The organism is Saccharothrix sp. NBAS 001, assembly GCF_056640475.1.
Map to the genome: position 1 here is coordinate 2068798 of NZ_CM153251.1, position 20984 is coordinate 2089781.

The 20984-nt window shown below is 75.3% G+C and carries 2 protein-coding genes; both read left to right on the plus strand.

The window, feature by feature from the left end; genetic code table 11:
• Window positions 1-23 precede the first annotated feature (23 nt).
• Entirely contained in the window at window positions 24-20030 is a 20007-nt protein-coding gene (locus AC0HI0_RS08950) for an SDR family NAD(P)-dependent oxidoreductase (protein ID WP_480931817.1), read from the plus strand.
• Window positions 20027-20965: an LnmK family bifunctional acyltransferase/decarboxylase gene (locus AC0HI0_RS08955; protein WP_480931818.1), complete on the plus strand. Its 939-nt coding sequence runs from the start codon at window positions 20027-20029 to the stop codon at window positions 20963-20965. Before AC0HI0_RS08950 ends, AC0HI0_RS08955 begins: the two co-directional genes overlap by 4 nt.
• Window positions 20966-20984: the final 19 nt, after the last annotated feature.

Genomic DNA, 20984 nt, shown 5'->3' on the forward strand with positions numbered 1-20984 from the left:
CGCCGACCCGGAAGGAGGACGCGATGGCAGGCTTCGAATGCCGCATGGTGTTGACCCACGGCGATTTCGTCATGGAGAACCACCGGTTGCACGGCGTGTCCGTCATGCCCGGGGTGGTGTTCTTCGACCTGGTCTACCGGGCCGCGGCGGCGGCCGGCTGGGACCGCCGCCGGCTGTGCGTGCGCGACACCGTGCTGGCCGAGGCGATCGTCACGACCGAGGGCCACGACCGCGAGATCCTGCTGACCGTCGGCGACGAGGGCCCGGCGGGGCGGCCGTTCACCGTGCGCAGCCGCTGGTTGCGCGCCGGCGAGCCGGTCTCGGGCTGGCACGACAACGCGCACGGCCTGGTGTGCCTCACCGACGAACCGCTGCCCGCCTCGATCGACCCGGCGGCGGTGCGCGCCGCCGCCACCGCCCGCGAGGACGTGGGCTCGCTGTACCTGCGGGCCGTCCGGGAGGGCATCGAGCACGGGGCCCCGATGAAGTGCCGGGGTGCGCTGCACCTGGGCGGCGGTCGGCTGCTGGCCGAGCTGACCCGCGAGGTCAGCGATCCGGCGCACGCCTTCCACCTGCACCCGGCGTCGCTGGACGCGACCACGCTGGCCGGTTTCGGCCAGCTCGCGATGCCCACCGACGACCCGTTCGTGCCGATGTTCGTCCGCGAGCTGCGCGCGCCCGAGCCGCTGCCCGAGTCCTGCCTGGTGCACGTGGCCACGCCGGAACGGCTCGCCCCCTCCGGCGACGTCGTCACCACCGACTACACCGTGCACGACGTCGACGGCCGGTTCCTGGCCTCGTTCACCGGCTTGACCTGCAAGCGCATCCGGGAGCCGGGCCTGGTGCACCGGTTGCTGGAGGGGGTGGCCCGGCCCGCCGCCGCGCCCGCCGCCGACCTCACCGGCGAGCTGCGCGCGCTCGTCGCGGACGTGCTGGGCCGTCCGGTCGACCAGGTCGCCACCGGCACCGGCTTCTACGACCTTGGCCTGGACTCCGTGGCGCTGCTGGGGCTCACCGGCCGGCTGGAGGAGCTGGTCGGCGAGCAGCTCTACCCGACGCTGCTGTTCGAGCACAGCACGATCGACGCGCTCGCCGCCCACCTGTCCGCCAACCACGTGATCCAGCGCGCCGAGGGCACCACAGCGTCCTTTGTGGACGAATGGGTTCCGCTGGCGGGCGGCGGGAGTCACGTCGGCGAGGTCGCGGTCGTCGCCGACACCCCGATGCCCGCGCTGGGCACGGCCGTGACGTCGGTGGCCGGACTCCGGGACCTCCCGCAGATCCCGGGGGCGGTCGTGGTGGTGTCCGACGACCCGGCCGCCGCGCTGTGGTCTGCCGCGTCCGCGCTGGTCGACGCCGGGCCGCGCGACCTGGTCGTGGTGACCGCCGCCCCGCTCACCCCCGAACGCGCGGGCACCGGGGCGCTGGCCCGGACCGTCTCCGCCGAGGTGCCGGGACTGCGCTGCCGGTTCGTGCACGTCGACCGGGCCGAGGACATCGCGTTCGCGGTGCGCGCCGAACTCTCCTGCGACGTCGAGCCCGAGGTCCGCTACCGCGCGGGAACGCGGCACGTGCGGCGTTGGCGCGAGGTCGCGCTCGACCGCACGGCACGCCCGTTGCGCGACGAGGGCGTCTACCTGATCACCGGCGGTTCCGGCGGCTTGGCCCGCCTGCTCGCCGAGCACCTCACGCACCGGTACCGCGCCCGCATCGGCCTGCTGTCACGCACGGCGCCCGACCCCGCGCTGGTCGACGCCCTCTCCCGCGCGGGCGGCGAACTCCACGTGGCCACGGCCGACGTGACCGACGCCGACCAGGTCCGCCGCGCCGTGGACGACCTCCGCGCCCGGTTCGGCCGGATCGACGGCGTGTTCCACTGCGCGGGCGTCCGCCGGGACGGCCTGTTCTTCCGGGGCACCCCGGCCGACCTCGCGACCGTCGCCGCGCCCAAGGTCGACGGGCTGCGCCACCTCGACGCCGCCACGGCCGGGGACGACCTGGACTTCCTCGCGGTGTTCTCCTCCGCGTCGGCGTCGATCGCGAACCTGGGGCAGGCCGCCTACGCCTACGCCAACGCGTGCACCGAGCACGTCGAGCGGACCGGCCGGACCGTCGTCATCGGGTGGCCGCTGTGGGCGGACGGCGGCATGGCCGTCACCGACGACGTGGTGCGGCGGTCGCGGGAGTCGAGCGGCCGGATCCCGTTGCCCACCAACGAGGGGCTCGCCGTCCTGCCCGCCGTGCTCGCCGCCCCGCACCGGTCGCTGGTGGTGCTGCACGGCGAACCCGACCGCATCCGCGCGCTCCTGCCCGCCGCGCCGGAGCCCCTGCCCGGCGTTCCGGCCGCCCCCGCGCCGGTGCGCGAGGTCGTTGCGGTGCCGGAGGATTCCGGTTCGACGGACGCCATCGCCGTCATCGGGTTGGCCGGCCGCTACCCCGGCGCGCGCGACGTCGAGGAGTTCTGGCGCAACCTCGCGGCCGGGCGGGACTGCGTCACCGAGGTCCCCGCCGACCGGTGGGACCACGACGCGCTGTTCGACCCGGCCAAGGGCGTTCCCGGCCGGACCTACGGCAAGTGGGGCGGGTTCCTCGACGGCGTGGACCTGTTCGCGCCCGAGTTCTTCGGGATCTCGCGCCGCGACGCCGAGCGGATGGACCCGCAGGAACGCCTGTTCCTCACCACCTGCCTGCGCACGCTGGAGAACGCGGGCCACCCGCCGGACTCGCTGGCCGGCGAGGTCGTCGGCGTCTACGCGGGCGTGATGTGGAACCACTACCAGCTCGTGCAGGGCGCGGAGGACGGCGTCGCCCCGCACGCGATGCACTGCTCCATCGCGAACCGGGTGTCCCACACGTTCGACCTGACCGGGCCGAGCATGGCGGTCGACACCGCGTGCTCGTCGTCGCTCACCGCCGTGCACCTCGCGGTGGAGAGCATCCGGCGCGGTGAGTGCACGATGGCGCTCGCGGGCGGCGTGAACGTCACCGTGCACCCGCAGAAGTACCTCCAGCTGGCCCAGGGGCAGTGGCTGTCGGTCGACGGCCGGTGCCGCGCGTTCGGGCGCGACGGCACCGGGTACGTGCCCGGCGAGGGCGTCGGCGCGGTGCTGCTCAAGCGGCTGGACCGGGCGTTGGCGGACGGCGACCACGTGCACGGCGTGATCCGCGCGACCGCGCTCAACCACACCGGGCGCACGGCCGGCGCGACCGTGCCCAGCCCGGGTTCGCAGGCCGCGCTGATCCGCCGGGCGCTGGAGACGGCGGGCTGGGACCCGTCGACGGTGGGCTACGTCGAGGCGCACGGCACCGGCACGTCGCTCGGCGACCCGATCGAGGTGGAGGGCTTGCGGCAGGCGTTCGACGGCACGCCGCTGCCCGCCGGGTCGTGCGCGATCGGGTCGGTCAAGTCGTCCGTGGGGCACCTGGAAGGCGCGGCGGGCGTCGCGGGCTTGACGAAGGTGTTGCTCCAGTTGCGCAACCGCGCGCTCGTGCCGTCGCTGCACGCCGAGGAGACCAACCCGCACATCGACTTCGCGGCCACGCCGTTCCGGGTGCAGCGCGCGCTGGAACCGTGGCACGGCAACACCTTGCGGGCCGGGGTGAGCGCGTTCGGCGCGGGCGGAACCAACGCGCACGTCCTGGTGGAGGAGTTCGTGCCCGAGCCCGCGCCGGTTCGTCAGGGGCCCGCGCTCGTCGTGCTGTCGGCGCGCAACGCCGACGAACTCCGCGCGTACGCGACCGCGCTGGCGGCCGGTCTGCCGTCGTCGTCGGCGGTCGACGCGGTGGCCGCGCTGCTCGGCGTGCCGGTGTCCGAAGTGGACGGATCGGCGTCACTGGGCGATCTCGGCCTGGACCTGTCGGACCTCGTGGAGCTGGTGGGCGCGGACGCCCTGGCGGGCATCGCCGACGACGTGCCGGTGTCCGCGCTGCCGGTGGACGGCCCGGTCGCCGACATCGCCTACACCACCCAGGTCGGCCGCACCGCGATGCCGGTGCGGATGGCCGTGGTGGCGTCCGGTTCGACGGCTCTGCGGCGCGCGCTGGAGCGGTTCGGGCGAGGTGAGGAGAGCCCGGACGTCGTGGTGGGCGGCGTGCTCGCGGACGGCGACCCGGTCGCCCTGTTCCGCGCGGGCCGGCTGCGGGACGTGGCCCGGCACTGGGTCGGTGGAGGTGCCGTGTCGTGGGCCGCCTGCCACCGGGGCGACCGCCCCCGGCGGGTGCCCCTGCCCGGCTACCCGCTGGTGGAGGAGCGTTGCTGGATCGGCGGGTGGGCGGCGAGCCGGGCCGCACGGCCGGCAGCCGTCCCGCCGGTCCCGGTGCCGCCGGTGGTGGACATGCCGGAGATCCCGGTCGAGTCCACTGTGGATGATGGTGCGGAGTTGGAGTTCCGGTTCCTGGAACACGGGATCGCCCTGGTGGCGATGCGGTCCCCGATGTTCACCCCCGGCCTGCTCGACGGGCTCAAGGCGGTGTTCGGCGAGATAGAGCAGCGCGACGACGTGCGCGCGGTGGTGGTCACGGGCAGCGGCACGGTGTTCAGCATGGGCGGCACGCCCGAGGCGCTGCGGACGCTCGCCGAGGGCGCGGGCACGTTCACCGACGCGTCGTTCATCTACGACGGGATGCTGAAGTGCACGCGACCGGTCGTGGTGGCCGCGTCCGGGCACGCGTCCGGCGGCGGGCTGGCGTTCGCGTGCTACGGCGATGTCGTGGTGTTCGGGGAGGAGTCCGTCTACAGCGCGAACTTCGCGAAGTACGGCTTCACGCCCGGCATGGGCGCGACCTACGTGCTGGAACAGCGCTTCGGTGCCGCGCTGGCCAAGGAGATGCTGCTCACCGGGCGTTCCCTGACCGGCGGCGAACTGCTCCGGCGCGGCGTGAACGTCACGGTGCTGCCGCGCGCGGAAGTGCTGCCCGCCGCACTGGACCTGGCCCGGTCGATGGCGGACCGGCCGCCGGCGGTGATCCGGGTGTTGAAGGACGAGTTGGCGGGCCGGGTGTTGCGCGACCTGCCGGAGATCATCGCCAGCGAGGTGCGGATGCACCGCCAGGTGCTCGGCGACGAGTCGGCCGCGATGGTCCGGGAGCACTTCGCCAAGGTCGACGGCTTCCGCGCGGGCGGCGAGCCCGCCACCGCGGACCTCCCGCCGGATCGTGAGCCGCCGGCCGTCGAGTCCACTGTGGAGGGATCCGGGGTCGCCGCGGCGATCCGGGAGATCCTGGGTGCCCTGCTGTACCTGGAGCCGGACGAGATCGGGCCCACGCGCAGCTTCTCCGACCTCGGGCTGGACTCGATCGGCGCGGTGGAGCTGGTCCGCGACCTGAACCGCCGCTTCGGCACCGAACTCGACTCCGTCGCGGTCTACGACCACCCGACGTTGCCCGACCTGGTCGGCGCGGTCCTGGCGGCAGCGGGGGAGAAGGCCGCGCTGCGCGCGCAGGCGACCGGTCCGCGAACCGAACCCGCGGTGCCACCCGCGCCCGTGGAGCCCACCGCGCCCGCCGACCCACCGCCGGCGGCCCGCCCTGCCCCTTCGCCGTTGACGCTGACCGTGCCGACTGTGCACGCCCCGGTGCCCGCCGAGCGTTCCGGACCGCCGGACCTCGTGATCAGCGCTACTCCCGTGGCCGCGCAGCCGCCGATGCCGACCCCTGCCGAGCGGGTGTCCGTGACGGGTGGGCGGGACTCCGCGCCGATCGCGGTGATCGGGATGGCGGGCCGGTTCCCGGACGCCCCCGACCTCGACGCGTTCTGGCGCAACCTCGCCGCCGGGGTGTCGTCCATCCGCGAGGTGTCGCCCGCGCGGTGGGACCTGACCTCGCTCTACGACCCCGACCCGACCCGCACCGACACCACGCGCAGCCGGTGGGCGGCGCTGCTGGACGACGTGGACGCGTTCGACGCCGCGCTGTTCCGGATCTCACCGCTGGAAGCCGAGGCGATGGACCCGCAGCAACGCCTGTTCCTGGAGCAGGCGTGGGCCGCGCTGGAGGACGCCGGGCACGCCGGGCGGCCGATGCGCTGCGGGGTGTTCGTCGGGTGCGCGGCGGGCGACTACCCCCGCCTGCTCGACGCCGCCGGCGTGGGCACCTCCAGCGAGGCGTTCCTGGGCACGTCCAGCTCGATCCTGCCCGCCCGCATCGCCTACCTGCTCGACCTGACCGGCCCGACGATGGCGATCGACACCGCGTGCTCGTCGTCGCTGACCGCCGTGCACCTCGCCTGCGAGAGCATCCGGTCCGGCGACTGCGACACCGCGCTGGCGGGCGGCGTCGCGGTGATGTGCACGCCCCGGATGCAGGTGTGGACCAGCCAGACCGGCATGCTGTCGCCGGCGGGCCGGTGCCTGCCGTTCGACGAGTCGGCCGACGGGATCGTGCTCGGCGAGGGCGTCGGCGCGGTGCTGCTCAAGCGGCTGGACCGGGCGCTCGCCGACGGCGACCACGTGCACGGCGTGATCCTGGCGAGCGGGCTCAACGGCGACGGCCGCACGAACGGCATCACCGCGCCGAGCGCGGCGTCCCAGGCCGCCCTGCTGCGCGAGGTCCACGACCGGGCCGGCGCGGCGGTGTCCTACGTCGAAGCGCACGGCACCGGCACCCACCTCGGCGACCCGATCGAGGTCAAGGCGCTGCGCCAGGTCGTGCCGGCGGACTGCGCCCTCGGCTCGGTGAAGGCGAACATCGGCCACACCACGATGAGCGCGGGCATCGCGGGCCTGCTCAAGGTGCTGCTCGCGCTGCGCCACCGGCAGCTCCCGCCGACGCCGGGCGTGCGCCACCCGATCCCCGGCCTGCCGGTGGTCCGCGAGCTGACGCCGTGGTCCGGCGAGCACCTGGCGGCGGGCATCAGCTCGTTCGGGTTCAGCGGCACGAACTGCCACGTCGTGGTCGGCGAAGCGCCGACCCGGCCGGCCGGCGACGCCCGGGGCCAAGCGGTCGTGCCGGTGTCCGCGCGCACCGCGACCGCGCTGCGCGCCCGGCTCGACCAGCTCGCCACCCACCTCACGGCCGCCGACGTCGCCCTGCACGACGTCGCCACGACCCTCGCGCTGGGCCGCGCGCACCTCGCCGCACGGGCCGCGTTCGTCGCCGACGACCTCGCCGACCTGGTGCGGCAGCTGGAGCACGGCGCGACCGCCGGCACCACCGCCGGGCACGACCTGGCCCGCCGCTGGGCGGCCGGCGAGGACGTCGACTGGGCGTCGGTGAGCCGGGGCCGCCGCGTCCCGCTGCCCACCTACCCGTTCGCCCGCGACCGGTTCTGGGTCGGGGACGTCCGGGTCGAGCCCGGTGACCCGGTCGTCGCCGACCACGTCGTGGACGGCGTCCCGACGCTGCCCGGCGCGCTGTTCCTGCGGCTGGCGACCGGAGCCGCGCCGGGCGTCGCGGGCCTGACCTGGCTCAAGCCCGTGCCCGTGACCGGCCCGGTGGTGCTCGGCCTGGCCACGACCGGCCGCATCGAGCTGACCTCGGGCGCGCAGGTGCACGCCGTCGCGGAACCCCGTCCGGCGCCCGCCGCCGAACCGGCGCTGGACCTCGCCGCCGTCGCCGCCCGCTGCCCGCGCCGGCTGTCCGGCGACGCGCTGTACGCGGCGTTCGACCGGGCGGGCCTGCGCTACGGGCCGACGTTCCGGGTGCTGACCGGCGTCGCGGTCGGGGACGGCGAAGCGCTCGCCACCCTGCGCGCCCGCGCGGGCGACGACGTGCAGGTGCTCGACGGCGCGATGCAGGCGATCGCCGCCCTGCTGACCGAGGAACGCCGGCCGCTGCTCCCGTTCGCCGTCGACTCCGCGCACGTCGACCACGACCTGCCCACCTCCGCGCGGGTGCACGTCACGCGCCGCTCCGCGCACCGGTTCGACGTCGTGCTGACCGACGAGTCCGGCGTGGTCCGCGCCCGGCTCGACGGGGTGGCGCTGCGCCCCGCCGCCGAACGCACCGGGCTGCTGCACGTCCCCGCGTGGCGACCGGCCGCAGCACCGCTCACGCACCCGGTCGGTCGGGTCGCGGTCGTGCACACCGCCGCCGACGCCGCGCTCGCCACCGCGCTGCGGCCCGACGTGGCCGTGCCGCTCGGCGAACTCCCCCTGGGCCGGTTCGACGCCGTGTACGTGCTGGCCCGCCCCGACGACCCGGCGAGCCCCGCCGAGGACGACCCGTCCGTGCTGCACGCGTTCCGCCTGGTGCGGCACCTGGTCGAGACCGGTGCCGGTCGCGGCCCGCTGACGTTGACGTTCGTGGTGTCCGGCACCCAGGCCGTCGACGACGAACCGGTGCACCCGCACGCCGCCGGCCTGGCCGGTCTGGCGGGCGCGATCGCCGCCGAGTACCCGGAGTGGTCGGTCACCTGCGTGGACCTCGGCGCGGGCGACCCGGCCTCCTACGCGGACGCCGTCCGCCGCGAGCACGGCGGCGACCGGCTCGTGGCGCTGCGCGGCGACCGCCGGCTGGTCCGCGTGCTCGAACCGGTCGCCGAACCGGCCGGTTCGGCGCTGCGCGACGGCGGCGTCTACGTGCTGCTGGGCGGCGCGGGCGGGATCGGCGTCGAGGTCACCCGGCACCTGGTCCGGACCCGCGACGCCCGGGTGGCGTGGCTGGGCCGGTCCGCCGAGGACACCCGGATCCGCGCGCTGGCCGCCGAGTTCGGCGACCGCGTCCGCTACTTCACCGCCGACGCGGGCGACGTGCGGGCGGTGCGCCGCGCGGTCGAGGACGTGCGGCGGGTGTTCGGCCCGGTGAACGGGGCGTTCCACTCGGCGATCACCCTGCGGGACCGGTCGCTCGCGACGATGACCGAGGACGACCTGGCGGACGTGCTGCGGCCCAAGACCTCGGGTCTGGCGGCGTTCGCGGCGGCGTTGCGGGACGAGCCGCTGGACTTCCTGGCCGTCTTCTCGTCGGCGATGGCGTTCGTGCCCGCGCCCGGCCAGGGCAACTACGCCGCCGCCACGGCGTTCGAGGACTCCTACGCTCTCGCCCTGCACCGCGCCGGCGTGCCGGTGAAGCTGGTCAACTGGGGATTCTGGGGCACGGTCGGGATCGTGGCGCGCCCCGACTACGTCGCGCGGTTCGCCGCGCTCGGCATCGAGTCGATCGACCCGGCCGAGGGCGTCGCCGCGCTGGAGCACGTCCTGGCGGGCGGGCACCCGCAGGTGGCCGTGCTCAAGGGCACCCCGGACGGCCTGGCCCGGCTCGGCGTGCGGGCACCGGAGGCCGCGCGGCCCGAGCCCGGCGACGGCGGACCGCAGGACGACCTGGCCCGGTCGCGGGCCGCGTTCGCCGCGCTCGACGGCCTGGCCCGCGACCTGCTGCGCGGCGCGGACGTGCCGCCCGGCGACACGCCCCTGCACCGCGCCGTGGCCGCCGCGTCGGCGACCCCGGCCGCCGGGCCGACCGCGCGGGACGTGCTGGCCCTGCACCCCGACCTGGCCCCGCACGTGGAGCTGCTGCACCGCTGCGCGGCCGGGCTGCCCGGCGTCCTCGACGGGCGGACCCCGCCGACCGAGGTTCTGTTCCCCGGCGGCTCCACCGACCTGGTCGGCGCCGTCTACCAGGGCCAGCGCGCGGCGGACTTCTACCACCGGCTGATGGCCGACGAACTCGCGCGTGCCGTGGGCCGCACCGACGCCCCGCGCGTGCTGGAGATCGGTGCGGGCACGGGAGCGGGGACGGCGTTCGCGCTGCCCGCGGCGGGCGGCGCTCACTACGACTACACCGACGTGTCCACGGCGTTCCTGCGCTCGGGCGAGGAGGAGTTCGGCGCGCGGTTCCCGAACACCGCCTTCCGGGTGCTCGACATCGAGCGGGACCCGGCCGCGCAGGGCTTCACGCCCGGCACGTACGACGTCGTGCTGGCCACCAACGTCCTGCACGCCACCACGGACGTGGTCGAGGTCCTGCGGCACGCCCGCGCCCTGCTGCGCCCCGGCGGCGTGCTGCTGGTCAACGAGGTCACCCGCACGTCGGACTTCCTCACCGCGACCTTCGGGCTGCTGCCCGGCTGGTGGCGGTTCGCCGACGCGCACCGCCGGCTGCCGCACTCCCCGCTGCTCTCGCCGGCGGGCTGGCGGTCGGCACTCGCCGAAGCCGGGCTGGCGGTCCGGGTGCTGGGCATGCCCGGCTGCGCCGACGACGAGCAGGAGCAGTGCGTGCTGGTCGCGACGGCCGGCGCGGCGGCGTCCGGCGCGGCGGTCCGCGACTACGTGCGCCGGGTGTTCGCCGAGGTCCTGAAGTTCCGGCAGGCCGACCTGGACGACACCCTGACGTTCGAGAACTTCGGGGTCGACTCGTTGGTGAGCCAGCGGATCGTCCGCCGGTTCGAGGCGGACCTCGGCGACCTGCCCGCCACCCTGCTGTTCGAACACCTGACCATCGAGCACCTGGCCGCCCACCTGGCCGCCGCCCACGCCCCGGCGCTCGCCGCGCTCCTCACCCCGTCGGCCCCGGCCGCTTTCGCCGCCGCCGCAACCGGATCGGCTCGCCCGCCGGTCACCGCCCAGGCGGTGGCGCAGGACGTGGCGGTGCGCGCGGACGCGGTGCGCGAGGACGACCGGATCGCCGTGGTCGGGCTGGCGGGCCGCTACCCCGGCGCCCGTGACCTGGACGAGTTCTGGCGCAACCTGGTCGCGGGCACCAGCTCCATCACCGAGGTGCCCGCCGACCGCTGGGACTGGCGGGAGCACTTCGACCCCCGCAAGGGCAAGCCGCAGCACACCTACGGGCGCTGGGGCGGGTTCCTGACCGACGTCGACCGGTTCGACCCGGCGTTCTTCGGCATCCTCCCCAAGGACGCCGCCGCGATGGACCCGCAGGAGCGCCTGTTCCTGGAGACCTCCTGGCTGCTGCTGGAGGACGCCGGGTACCTGGGCGGGGAGAAGGTCCGCGAGACCGGCGTGTTCGTCGGCACGATGTACGGCTCCTACGGCCGCATCGCCGCCGCCACCGGCTGGCCGCGCGGGCGTTTCACCGACGGCCACTCCGCGTACTGGTCGATCGCGAACCGGGTCTCCTACGCGCTGGACCTCACCGGGCCCAGCTTCGCGGTCGACTCGGCGTGCTCGTCCTCGCTCACGGCCGTGCACCTGGCGTGCGAGAGCATCCGGCGCGGCGAGTGCGCGATGGCGATCGCCGGCGGCGTGAACCTCGTGCTGCACCCCGCGCACCTGATCGCCCTGTCCTCCATGACGATGCTGGCCCGCGACGGCGCGTGCAAGGTGTTCGACGAGCGCGCGGACGGGTTCGTGCCCGGCGAGGGCGTCGGCGCGGTGCTGCTCAAGCCGCTGTCCGCCGCGCTGCGCGACGGCGACCGGATCCGGGCCGTCATCGAGGGCGGCGCGGTCAACGCGGGCGGCAAGACCGCCGGCTACACCGTGCCCAACCCGGCCGCACAGGCGGAACTCGTCGTGCGGGCGCTGCGAGCCGCCGGGGCCGAACCCGGCACCGTCGGGTACGTCGAGGCCCACGGCACCGGCACCGCGCTGGGCGACCCGATCGAGATCACCGGGCTGGCGAAGGCGCTCGGCGACGACGGGCGCTGCGCGGTCGGCTCGGTCAAGGCCAACATCGGCCACCTGGAGGGCGCGGCGGGCATCGCGGGCCTGACCAAGGTGGTGCTCCAGCTCGAACACGGGACCATCGCGCCCTGCGCGGCCCTGGAGACCGTCAACCCGCGCATCGACCTGCCCGCCGGGTTCTCGCTGCCGACCGAGGCCACCCCGTGGCCCGCGCCGCGCCGCGCCGGGGTCAGCTCGTTCGGCGCGGGCGGGGCGAACGCCCACCTGGTGCTCTCCGGCCACGAGGCCCCGGCCCGTCCGGAGCCCGCCGGCACCGGGCGGCACGCCGTCCTGCTGTCCGCGCGCACCCCGGACGAGCTGACCGCGCTGGCGTCGGCGGTCGCGGAGCACGTGCGGCGGCACGTTCCCGCGCTCGCGTCCCTGGCGTGGACCACGCAGGTCGGCCGGGCCGAGCTGCCGCACCGGCTGGCCGTCGTCGTGTCCGACCCGGCCGAGCTGGCGGAGCGCCTGAGCGCCGGCGACGTGCGGCGCGGCACCGCGGGCGACGACTTCCCGGGCCGTGACCTGTTCACCGGGGACGGCGACCCGTTGGCCGACCTGCTGACCCGGCGCGACCTCGACCGGCTGGCGCAGCTGTGGGTCCACGGCGTGCCGGTGGACTGGCGGCGCACGTGGCCGGTCCGACCGGACCGGGTCTCCCTGCCGCCGTACCCGTTCACCCGGCAACGGCTGTGGCTGCCCGAGACCGACGACCGGCCGTGGCTGACCGCGCACCGGGTCGCCGGCCGGCGGGTGCTGCCGGGCGCGGCGGCGCTGGAACCGGTCTGCGCCGACCTCGGCCCGACGTTCACCCTGCACGACGTGCGGTGGCCCGAGCCGCTGCACCTCGACGCACAGCCCGAACCGCGTGCGCGCGTCGAGGACGGCGCGTTCACCGTGACCTCCGGTGCGATCACCGTCGCCGCCGGTCGCTGCACGGCCGCGCGTCCGCTGGAGGACGTGCTGGACCTCGCGGCACTGCGGAATCGTTGTGGCACAGCCGTGGAACCGGCCGACCTGTACGCCGCCCTCCGCGCCGGAGGTCTCGATCACGGCGAGCCGATGCGCGTCCTGCGGGACGTGCGCGTCGGCGACGGCGACGTGCTCGCCCGCATCGAGGCCGGCCACCGGATCCTGGTGCTGGACGGGGCTTTCCAGGCGCTCGCCGCCCTGCCGGGCCCGGACCGGACCCAGCTCCCGGTCGGGTTCGCCGCGCTCACCTGCGCCGGGCCGCTGCCCGCGCAGACCTGGGTGCACGCCGTGGAGATCGCCGCGCCCGCCGGGGAACGCCGATTCGACCTGCGCGTGGCCGACGACGACGGGCGCGTGCTGCTCGCCGTGGACGGCCTGCGGGTCGTGGCGGTCGCGGACGACGACCCGTGCACCTACCTGCGCCCGGAATGGGTGGCCGAAGCGTTGCCCGCCAACGGTTCCGACTCTCCGGAACCGGTCGTCGTGCGGCTGCCCGCCGACGCCGAGGGGCTCGTGGACGAGATCGGCCAGTCGCTGCACACCGTGCTGCGCGCGGCTTCGGCCGGCCTGTCCCGGGACCCGGCCGCGTCGCTGCGGATCGTCGTGGTGTGCCCCGACGAACGGCCCGCGTACACGGCGGTGGCCGCCGCGCTGCGCACGCTCGCGTTGGAGCACAGCGGTTTCTCCGGGGTCGTCGTGCACGGCGAACCACAACCCGGCGAACTGCGGCACGTGACCGGCGCGCCCGAAGCCCGGGTGAGCGAGGTCCGGTACGTCGACGGGGTGCGGCAGGTCCGCCGGATGGTCGGGTTCCGCCCGGCGGCACGGCCCGCACCGCGCACCGGCGGTGTCTACCTGGTGGTCGGCGGGACCGGCGCGATCGGCCGGCACGTCGCCGAGCACCTGCGCGCGACCCGTGCGCCGCAGGCCGTGGTGGTCGCGGGCCGGGCCGTCGCGGACGTGGCGGTGGCCGAGGACGTGCGGCGGCTGGTGGCCGACGTGAAGGCCCGGTACGGGCGCGTCGACGGCGTGGTGCACGCCGCCGGGGTGCACGACGACGCGCGGGCGCTGGCCAAGTCGGCCGAGCGGGTGGACGCGGTGCTCGCGCCGAAGGTGCGCGGCGTGCGGAACCTGGTGGCCGCGCTCGGCGACGAGCCGCTGGAGTTCTTCGCCCTGTTCTCGTCGGTCGCGGCGCGCACCGGCAACCTCGGCCAGGTCGACTACGCCTACGCCAACGCGTTCCTGGACGAGTTCGCCGCCGCGACGCCCGGCCTGGTGTCGGTGTGCTGGCCGCTGTGGGCGGACGGCGGGATGGCCGTGGACGACCAGACCCGCCGCCTGTTCGCCCGCCGCTGGGGCAGCGAACCGCTCGGCACCGCCGACGCGCTGCGCGCCTTCGACCGGGTGGTGTCCGGCCCGGAGCCGATCGTGGCCGTGGTGCGTCCGGTGGCGGGGGAGCCGGTCGCCGCCGTGCGGCGCGCGCCGGTCGACCTGGACGCCGCGCTGCGCGCGCTCGCGGCCGGGTTCCTGCTGGTGGAGCCGGAGGAGATCGAGCCCGACCTCGCGCTGCTCGACCTGGGGTTCGACTCGATCTCGTTGACCGGCCTGGTCAACGAGGTCAACGAGCGGTTCGGGCTGGACCTGCTGCCCACCGTGCTCTACGAGTGCCCGACCCTGTCCGCCTTCGCCGACTACCTGCGCGGCCTCGACGGGTTCACCGCGACCGGTGCCGTCGAGCCGCAGCCCCCGGTCCAACCGGAGCCCGCAGTCCGGTCGGTGCCCGCAGTCCGGTCGCAGCCCGTCGTCGCGCCGGAACCCGCGCTCGCGCCGGAACCCGCCGCCGAGCCGGAGGACGACGTGATCGCCGTGATCGGCATGGCCGGGGTGCTGCCCGGCTCGCCCGACCTGGACGCGTTCTGGCGGCACCTCGTCGCCGGCGACGACCTGGTGCGGCCGGTGCCCGAGGACCGCACCGACCTGCGCCGCGATCCCGCGGTGGCCGGTGTCTCGGCCGGGTTCCTGGACGACGTGCGGACCTTCGACGCCCGGCGCTTCGGGATCTCGCCGCGCGAGGCGGCGCTGATGGACCCGCAGCAGCGGCTGTTCCTGCACACCGCGTGGCAGGCCGTCGCGGACGCGGGCTACCACCCGCGACGCCTGGCCGGCACCGACACCGGGCTGTTCGTCGGCGTCTCCGCGTGCGACTACGACGACCTGCTGCACGCGCACGGCGTGCCGGTCGAAGCGCACACCGCCAGCGGCCTGGCCGACTGCATCCTCGCCAACCGGGTGTCCTACCTGCTCGACCTGCGCGGCCCCAGCGAGGCGATCGACACCGCGTGCTCCAGCTCGCTGGTCGCGGTCCACCACGCGGTGCGGGCGCTGCGCTCGGGGGAGTGCGACGTGGCGCTGGCGGGCGGGGTGAACGTGCTGCTCAGCCCGGGGCTGTTCGTCGCCTTCCAGTCCTCCGGGATGCTCAGCGAGGACGGCCGGTGCCGCACGTTCGACGACGCCGCCGCCGGTTACGGGCGCGGCGAGGGCTGCGGTGTGGTGGTGCTCAAGCCGCTGCGGGCCGCGCTCGCCGACGGCGACCAGGTCATCGCGGTCGTCCGGGGCAGCGCGGTCAACCACGCCGGGCGCGGGCCGTCGCTGACCGCGCCGAACCCGGAGGCGCAGGCCCGGGTGATCACCCGGGCGTACCGGGCGGCGGGCGTCGACCCGGCCCGGGTCTCCTACGTCGAGGCGCACGGCACCGGGACCAGGCTCGGCGACCCGATCGAGGTCGAGGGTCTGAAGAAGGCGTTCGCCGGGGTGACGGGGCAGATCGGCCTGGGCGCGGTGAAGACCAACATCGGCCACCTGGAGGCGGCGGCCGGGATCGCCGGCCTGCTCAAGGTGCTGCTGGCGATGCGGCACGGCGAACTGCCGCCGACCCTGCACCAGGAGACGCCCAACCCGTACGTGCGCCTGGACGGCACGCCGTTCCGGGTCGTCGCGGAGCGCACGCCGTGGACCGGTGACCGGGTGGCCGGCGTCAGCTCGTTCGGGTTCGGCGGCACCAACGCGCACGTGGTCGTGCAGTCCGCCGTCGAGCCCGCCACACCGGTCGGCGTCGGCCCGTGGCCGCTGGTGCTGTCGGCGGACTCGGCCGAGGCGCTCGCCGAGTACCGGGACCGGGTCGCCCGGTTCCTGGCCGAAGACCGTGACCTGGACCGGCTGTGCCACACCTTGGCGACCGGGCGCGAGGTCTTCGGGCACCGGTTCGCGGCGGTCGTCGCGGACCGGGCGGAGGCGGTCGCCGTGCTGACCGGGACCGCGCCCGCCCGGCTGGACGAGGAGGTGTCGGCGTGGCTCGCGGGTGCCGAGGTGGACTGGTCCGCGCGCTGGGCGGTCCGGCCGCGCCTGGTCTCGGCTCCCGTGCCGCCGTTCGCCGCGACCCCGTTCTGGTTCGACCAGATCGCGCGTGCGGACCGCAAGCTCGTGCTGCGCGACCCCGCGTCCCTGCGCCCCAACGGTTCGGTTCCGGCCGCGGCGAACGGGACCGATGCCGCCAACGGGTCCGCGCCGGCGGCCGTAGTGTTGCCCAACCTGGTGGACTTCGTGCCGGAGACCCCGGCTCCCGCCGCCGTCGCGCCTCCCGTCCCGGAACCCGTCAAGTCCACTGTGGACGGAACGGTGGCGCGGGTGATCCGGGAGAGCGTGGCGGCCGTGCTGGGTACCGAGGTGGACGAGATCGCCGCCGACACGGCGTTCTCCGACCTCGGGCTGGACTCGATCTTCCGGATGGAGCTGGCCCGGTCCCTCATGGCCGCGTTCGACGTCGAGCTGACGGCGGCCCAGCTCTACGAGCACGACACCGTGGACGCCTTGGCCGCGTTGATCGAAGGTGCCGAGCCCGCTGCGCCCACCACCCCCGAGCCTGCGATGCCCGAGCCCGTCGAGCCGGAACCCGTGGTCGTCGCGCCCGAGCCGGTTGCGCCTGCGCCGGCCGAGCCCGAAGTGGTCGAGCCTGAAGCGGCCGCGGCGCGGCCGAGCGTGGCGGCGATCGTGGAGGAGGCGCTGGAACGGCCGCTCGACGGGAGCTTGTCGTTCGCGGACAACGGGTTGACGTCGTTCGACATGCTCCGGGCGGTCGCCGCGCTGGAGAGCCGGTACGGCGCGCTGCCCAAGACGTTGCTGTTCGACCGGCCCACGATGGGCGAACTCGCCGAGTTCCTGGCGGGCCGGACCTCGCGCGCCGAACAGCCGGCGCGGCGCGGCGAGCGGAGCATCGAGTCGCCGGCGGTGGTCGACGGCGAACCGGTGGTGTACCTCAAGCGGAACCTGCCTGGCCTGGGCGGGCTGGGCGAGCTGGTCGCGGACCTCGATCGCCGGTACGCCAAGGAAGGCGGCCTGGCCGGGCGCGACATCGCCCCGTACGCGTTCCTCGACACGGTCCGCGAGGGTTACGTCAACTTCTCGGTGCGCGGCGACGACCTGTTCGCGTGGAGCTTCGTCGGTGCCATGGACCACTTCCACGACCTGGTGGCCGACTGGATGGCGTGGGCCCGGCGCACCGGCCTGCGGCCGAACTTCCTGTCGCTGGCGCACCTGACGGAGGTGGCGGGGGAGCCGGTGACCGCGACGCCGTTCGGCGCGGTGCAGCGGCTGGACGACCTGTCGACGTTCACCACGTCGGGCGGCCGGATGAGCCGGCTGCGGTACCTGCTCGGCAGGTTCGAGCGGGCGGGCGCGGTGCGCACCGCGGAGTACCGGGTGGGTGACGACCCGGCGACCGACGGGCGGATCGTCGCGCTGATGGACTCGTGGGGCGACCACAAGCAGATGGTCAACCCCTACGTCGGCGTGGTGCGGGAGGAGATCCGCACCGGCCGGCTCGACCCCCGGCACCGGATGTTCCTCACGTCCGTGGACGACGAGCTGGTGAACGCGATCATCGTCACGCGCATCCCGTCCGAGCAGGGCTACCTGCTGGACCTGGAGTTCTACCCGGATTCCATGCCGGCGGGCGGGCTGGAGCACGCGATCGTCGAGATCATCGCCAAGACGGCGGCCGAGGGTTGCACGTCGTTCAGCTTCGGCGCGAGCTTCGGCGTGGCGATCACCGAATCGCCCAACGCCGACCCGCAGGTGTCCGAGGCGATCGAGGAACTGCACTCGGTCGGCGTCTTCGGCTCCGGCAACTTCCAGTTCAAGAACAAGTTCCGGACCACCAACACGCCGATCTACCTGTGCAGCCCGGCGACCGGCGACCGCACCTCGGTGACCGACGTCATCCTGATGATCGCGAACCCGGAGCTGACCGCCTCGAACGGCTCGGTCCCACCGGCTGCCCAGCCGCCGACCGAACCCGACCGGCCGGCCCCGGCCCGCACCACCCCGGCCGAGACGGGCCGTACCGCCCCTGCCCGCACCGCTGTCGCGCCGGCGCGCGCGACGGCGGCCGGCGCGGGCACCGCGAGCGAAGCCGGGCGGGCCGCCGTGCTGGCGGCGCACGGGCACAACGCGCTCACCATCCCCACCGGGCTGGTGCCGGTCGACCTGCTGACCGACTCGTGGGCCGAGCGCGCCGACGCGTTCGTGGCCGAGCGCGCCCGGCTGCTCGCCGGACTGCCCGGCCCGGACCTGACCTCGCACGACTGGCTGCCGTTCACCGACGTGCTGCCCACCCGGTCCGGCCGGTCGGCGGAAGCCATGCTGTGCCGGGGTTTTCCCGGCCCGCGCGGGACCGTGCCGCACACCGGGGCGTTCCCGACCTGGCTGCTCTCGCTGACCGACGTGGGCTTCGAGCCGAAGGCGGTCGGCGACGGGCGGCGGCTCGACCCGGGCGCGGTGGCCGCCGCGATCGACGGCCGGACCTCGTTCGTCGTCGTGGAGACCTCCAACAACGCGGGCGGCGGGCACCCGATCGGCCTGGCCGAGCTGGGCGAGGTGCGCCGGATCACCCGTGAGCGCGGCGTCCCGCTGGTGCTCGACGCCAGCCGGATCGTGGAGAACGCGGTGTTCCTCGCGCCGGACGACCCGTGGTCGGCGGTGCGGGACCTGCTCGCGCTCGTCGACACCGCGACCTTCAGCCTCTCCAAGGACTTCGGCGTCGCGGCGGGCGGCCTGATCGCCACGAACGACCCGGAACTGGCCGCCCGCCTGCACGAGGACGTGCGCCGGCGCGGCTGGGACGTCGACCTGTCCGCCCGCACCCAGATCGCCGCCGCGGTGGCCGACCGGGACGGCGTGGTCGCGATGGTCCGCCGGCGGATGGCCGCCGTCGAAGCGCTCTGGCACGGCCTGCGCGCCGCCGGGGTGCCGGTGGTCGAACCGGTCGGCGGGCACTGCGTGCTGGTCGACGTGGCCCGGATGCCGGCGTTCGCCGCGCAGGAGCACGCCGTGATGTCCTTCCTCGCCTGGCTCTACCAGGGCGCGGGCGTGCGGGGCGCGCCGCACCTGGTCGCGGGCGGCGCGGCGGTGCGGCTCGCCGTGCCGGTCGGGTTCGGGCCGCAGGACGTGGCACCGGTCGTGGACCGGATCGCGGGCCTGCGCACGGACTCCGTGCCGGAACTGCTCACCGGGGGGCTGCGCACGCCCGCCGACGCCGCCCGCGCGGTCTACCAGCCCGCCGAACGCGTCCCCGACGACGTCCGGCACGCGTTGCGCGACGAGCAGAAGCCCAGTGACGACAACGAAGCCGTGCTCCGCGAGCACTGCCCGGGTGTGCGGCGGTCGGTGGTGTCGGTCGCGGGTGCCGACGTCGAGGTGTTCACGGCCGGCGAGGGCGACCCGGTGCTGCTCATGCACCCGTTCAACATCGGCGCGGGCGTGTTCGCCCACCAGTTCGCCGGTCTGGCGCGGACCAACCTCGTCGTCAGCGTCCACCACCCGGGCGTCGGCGGCACGTCGGCCGCCCCGGACATCACCCTGCCCGGACTCGCCGCCCTCGAACGGGAAGCGCTGCGGGAACTGGGGATCACCGGACCGGTGCACGTGGTCGGCGCGTCCTTCGGCGGCCTGGTCGCGCTCACCTACGCGCTGGAGTTCCCGGCCGACACGGCGACCCTGTCGCTGCTCGGCAGCTCCTACAAGATCGGCAACCGGGTCGGCGAGATCAACCGGCTGGCGGTGGTGGCGGCCGAGGACCTGGACCGGACCATCGAGGGCGGCGGGTCGAGCCGGCTCAAGCGCGAGCGGGCGGCCGTGGAGAAGATGCTGCTGCGCTGCGAGAGCATGAACCCGCAGATCGGCCTGCGCTACCTCGACGTGTTCGCCGCGCGACCCGACCTGCTGTCCCGCCTGGACGAGGTGTCCGTGCCGACGCTGGTCGTGCAGGGCAGGCACGACACGGTGATCCCGCTCAAGACCGCGCACCTGCTGCACGGCGCGATCCCCGGCGCGCGGTACACCGAGATCTCCGACGCCGGCCACTTCCCCTACGTGACAAGCCCGTCGCGGTGCAACCGGGTGCTCGCGGCGTTCGTCGCCGAGCACGCCGTCTCGGAGGTGCGGGCATGACCGCGCAGCTCACCCCGGAACTGGTGCCCACCGGGCCGGACGCGACCACGCGCACGACCGTGATCCGGCCCGGCATGTGCGGGTCCGGCTCGCTGTTCGTCGGCCAGATCGGCGACTGGACGTGGGACACGGTCAGTTCCGCGTGCGGCACCAACGCCTACACCGCGCGCGACGGTGCCGGCGCGCCGACGTACCTGGCGTTCCACTACTTCCACGTGCGCGGCAGCGAGTCGATGCACGTGCGCGGCCTCACCTTCGGCGACCTGCTGCGCGTCGACTCGCGGGTGTTCGGGTTCGGCAGCGAGTCCGTGCTGACGCTGCACCGGATCCGCCGGGGCACGGGCGCGCCGCAGGAGGTCGACCCGGACGCGTTCTTCGCGTTCGACGAGCCGGATTGCCTGTACGCGCAGAACTTCAACCGCTGGGTGGTGCGCGGCGCGTCCGGCGGCAACGAGGACCTGCGCAGCGCCTCGCCGGTCGACTTCCGGCACGACCACCTGCCGGCCCTGCCGCCGGCGTACTCGCCGCGCCGCGCGCACGCGGAACTGCGCGCGCTGATGACCGCCGAACCGCCCGCGGACGAGCGCTCCCGACTCGTCGTGGACTACCCGATCGACGTCAGCCGCGACCTCAACGGCGTGGGGCTGCTGTACTTCGCGGCCTACTTCTCCATCGTGGACTGGGCGTTGGTGCGCCTGTGGCGGCACCGGGGCGGCAGCGACGCGGGCTTCCTCGGCCGGGTCGTGCTCGACCAGCGCATCGCCTACCTGGGCAACGCCGACGCGGGCGCGGTGCTGCGGATCCGGCTGAGCAGGGTGCCCGGCGGCGACGTGCCGGGCGCCGACGAGACGGTCCGCGCGGTGCTCGCCGACCGGGACACCGGCCGACCGATCGCGGTGGCCGAGCAGCAGGTCAGGACGGGGGCGGTGGCGTGATGGCGCGCGGAACGGAGGG

Bases quoted from the DNA above. Each gene is read 5' to 3' on its own strand.
- AC0HI0_RS08950 (WP_480931817.1), top strand. From the start codon at position 24: ATGGCAGGCTTCGAATGCCGCATGGTGTTGACCCACGGCGATTTCGTC.
- AC0HI0_RS08955 (WP_480931818.1), top strand. From the start codon at position 20,027: ATGACCGCGCAGCTCACCCCGGAACTGGTGCCCACCGGGCCGGACGCG.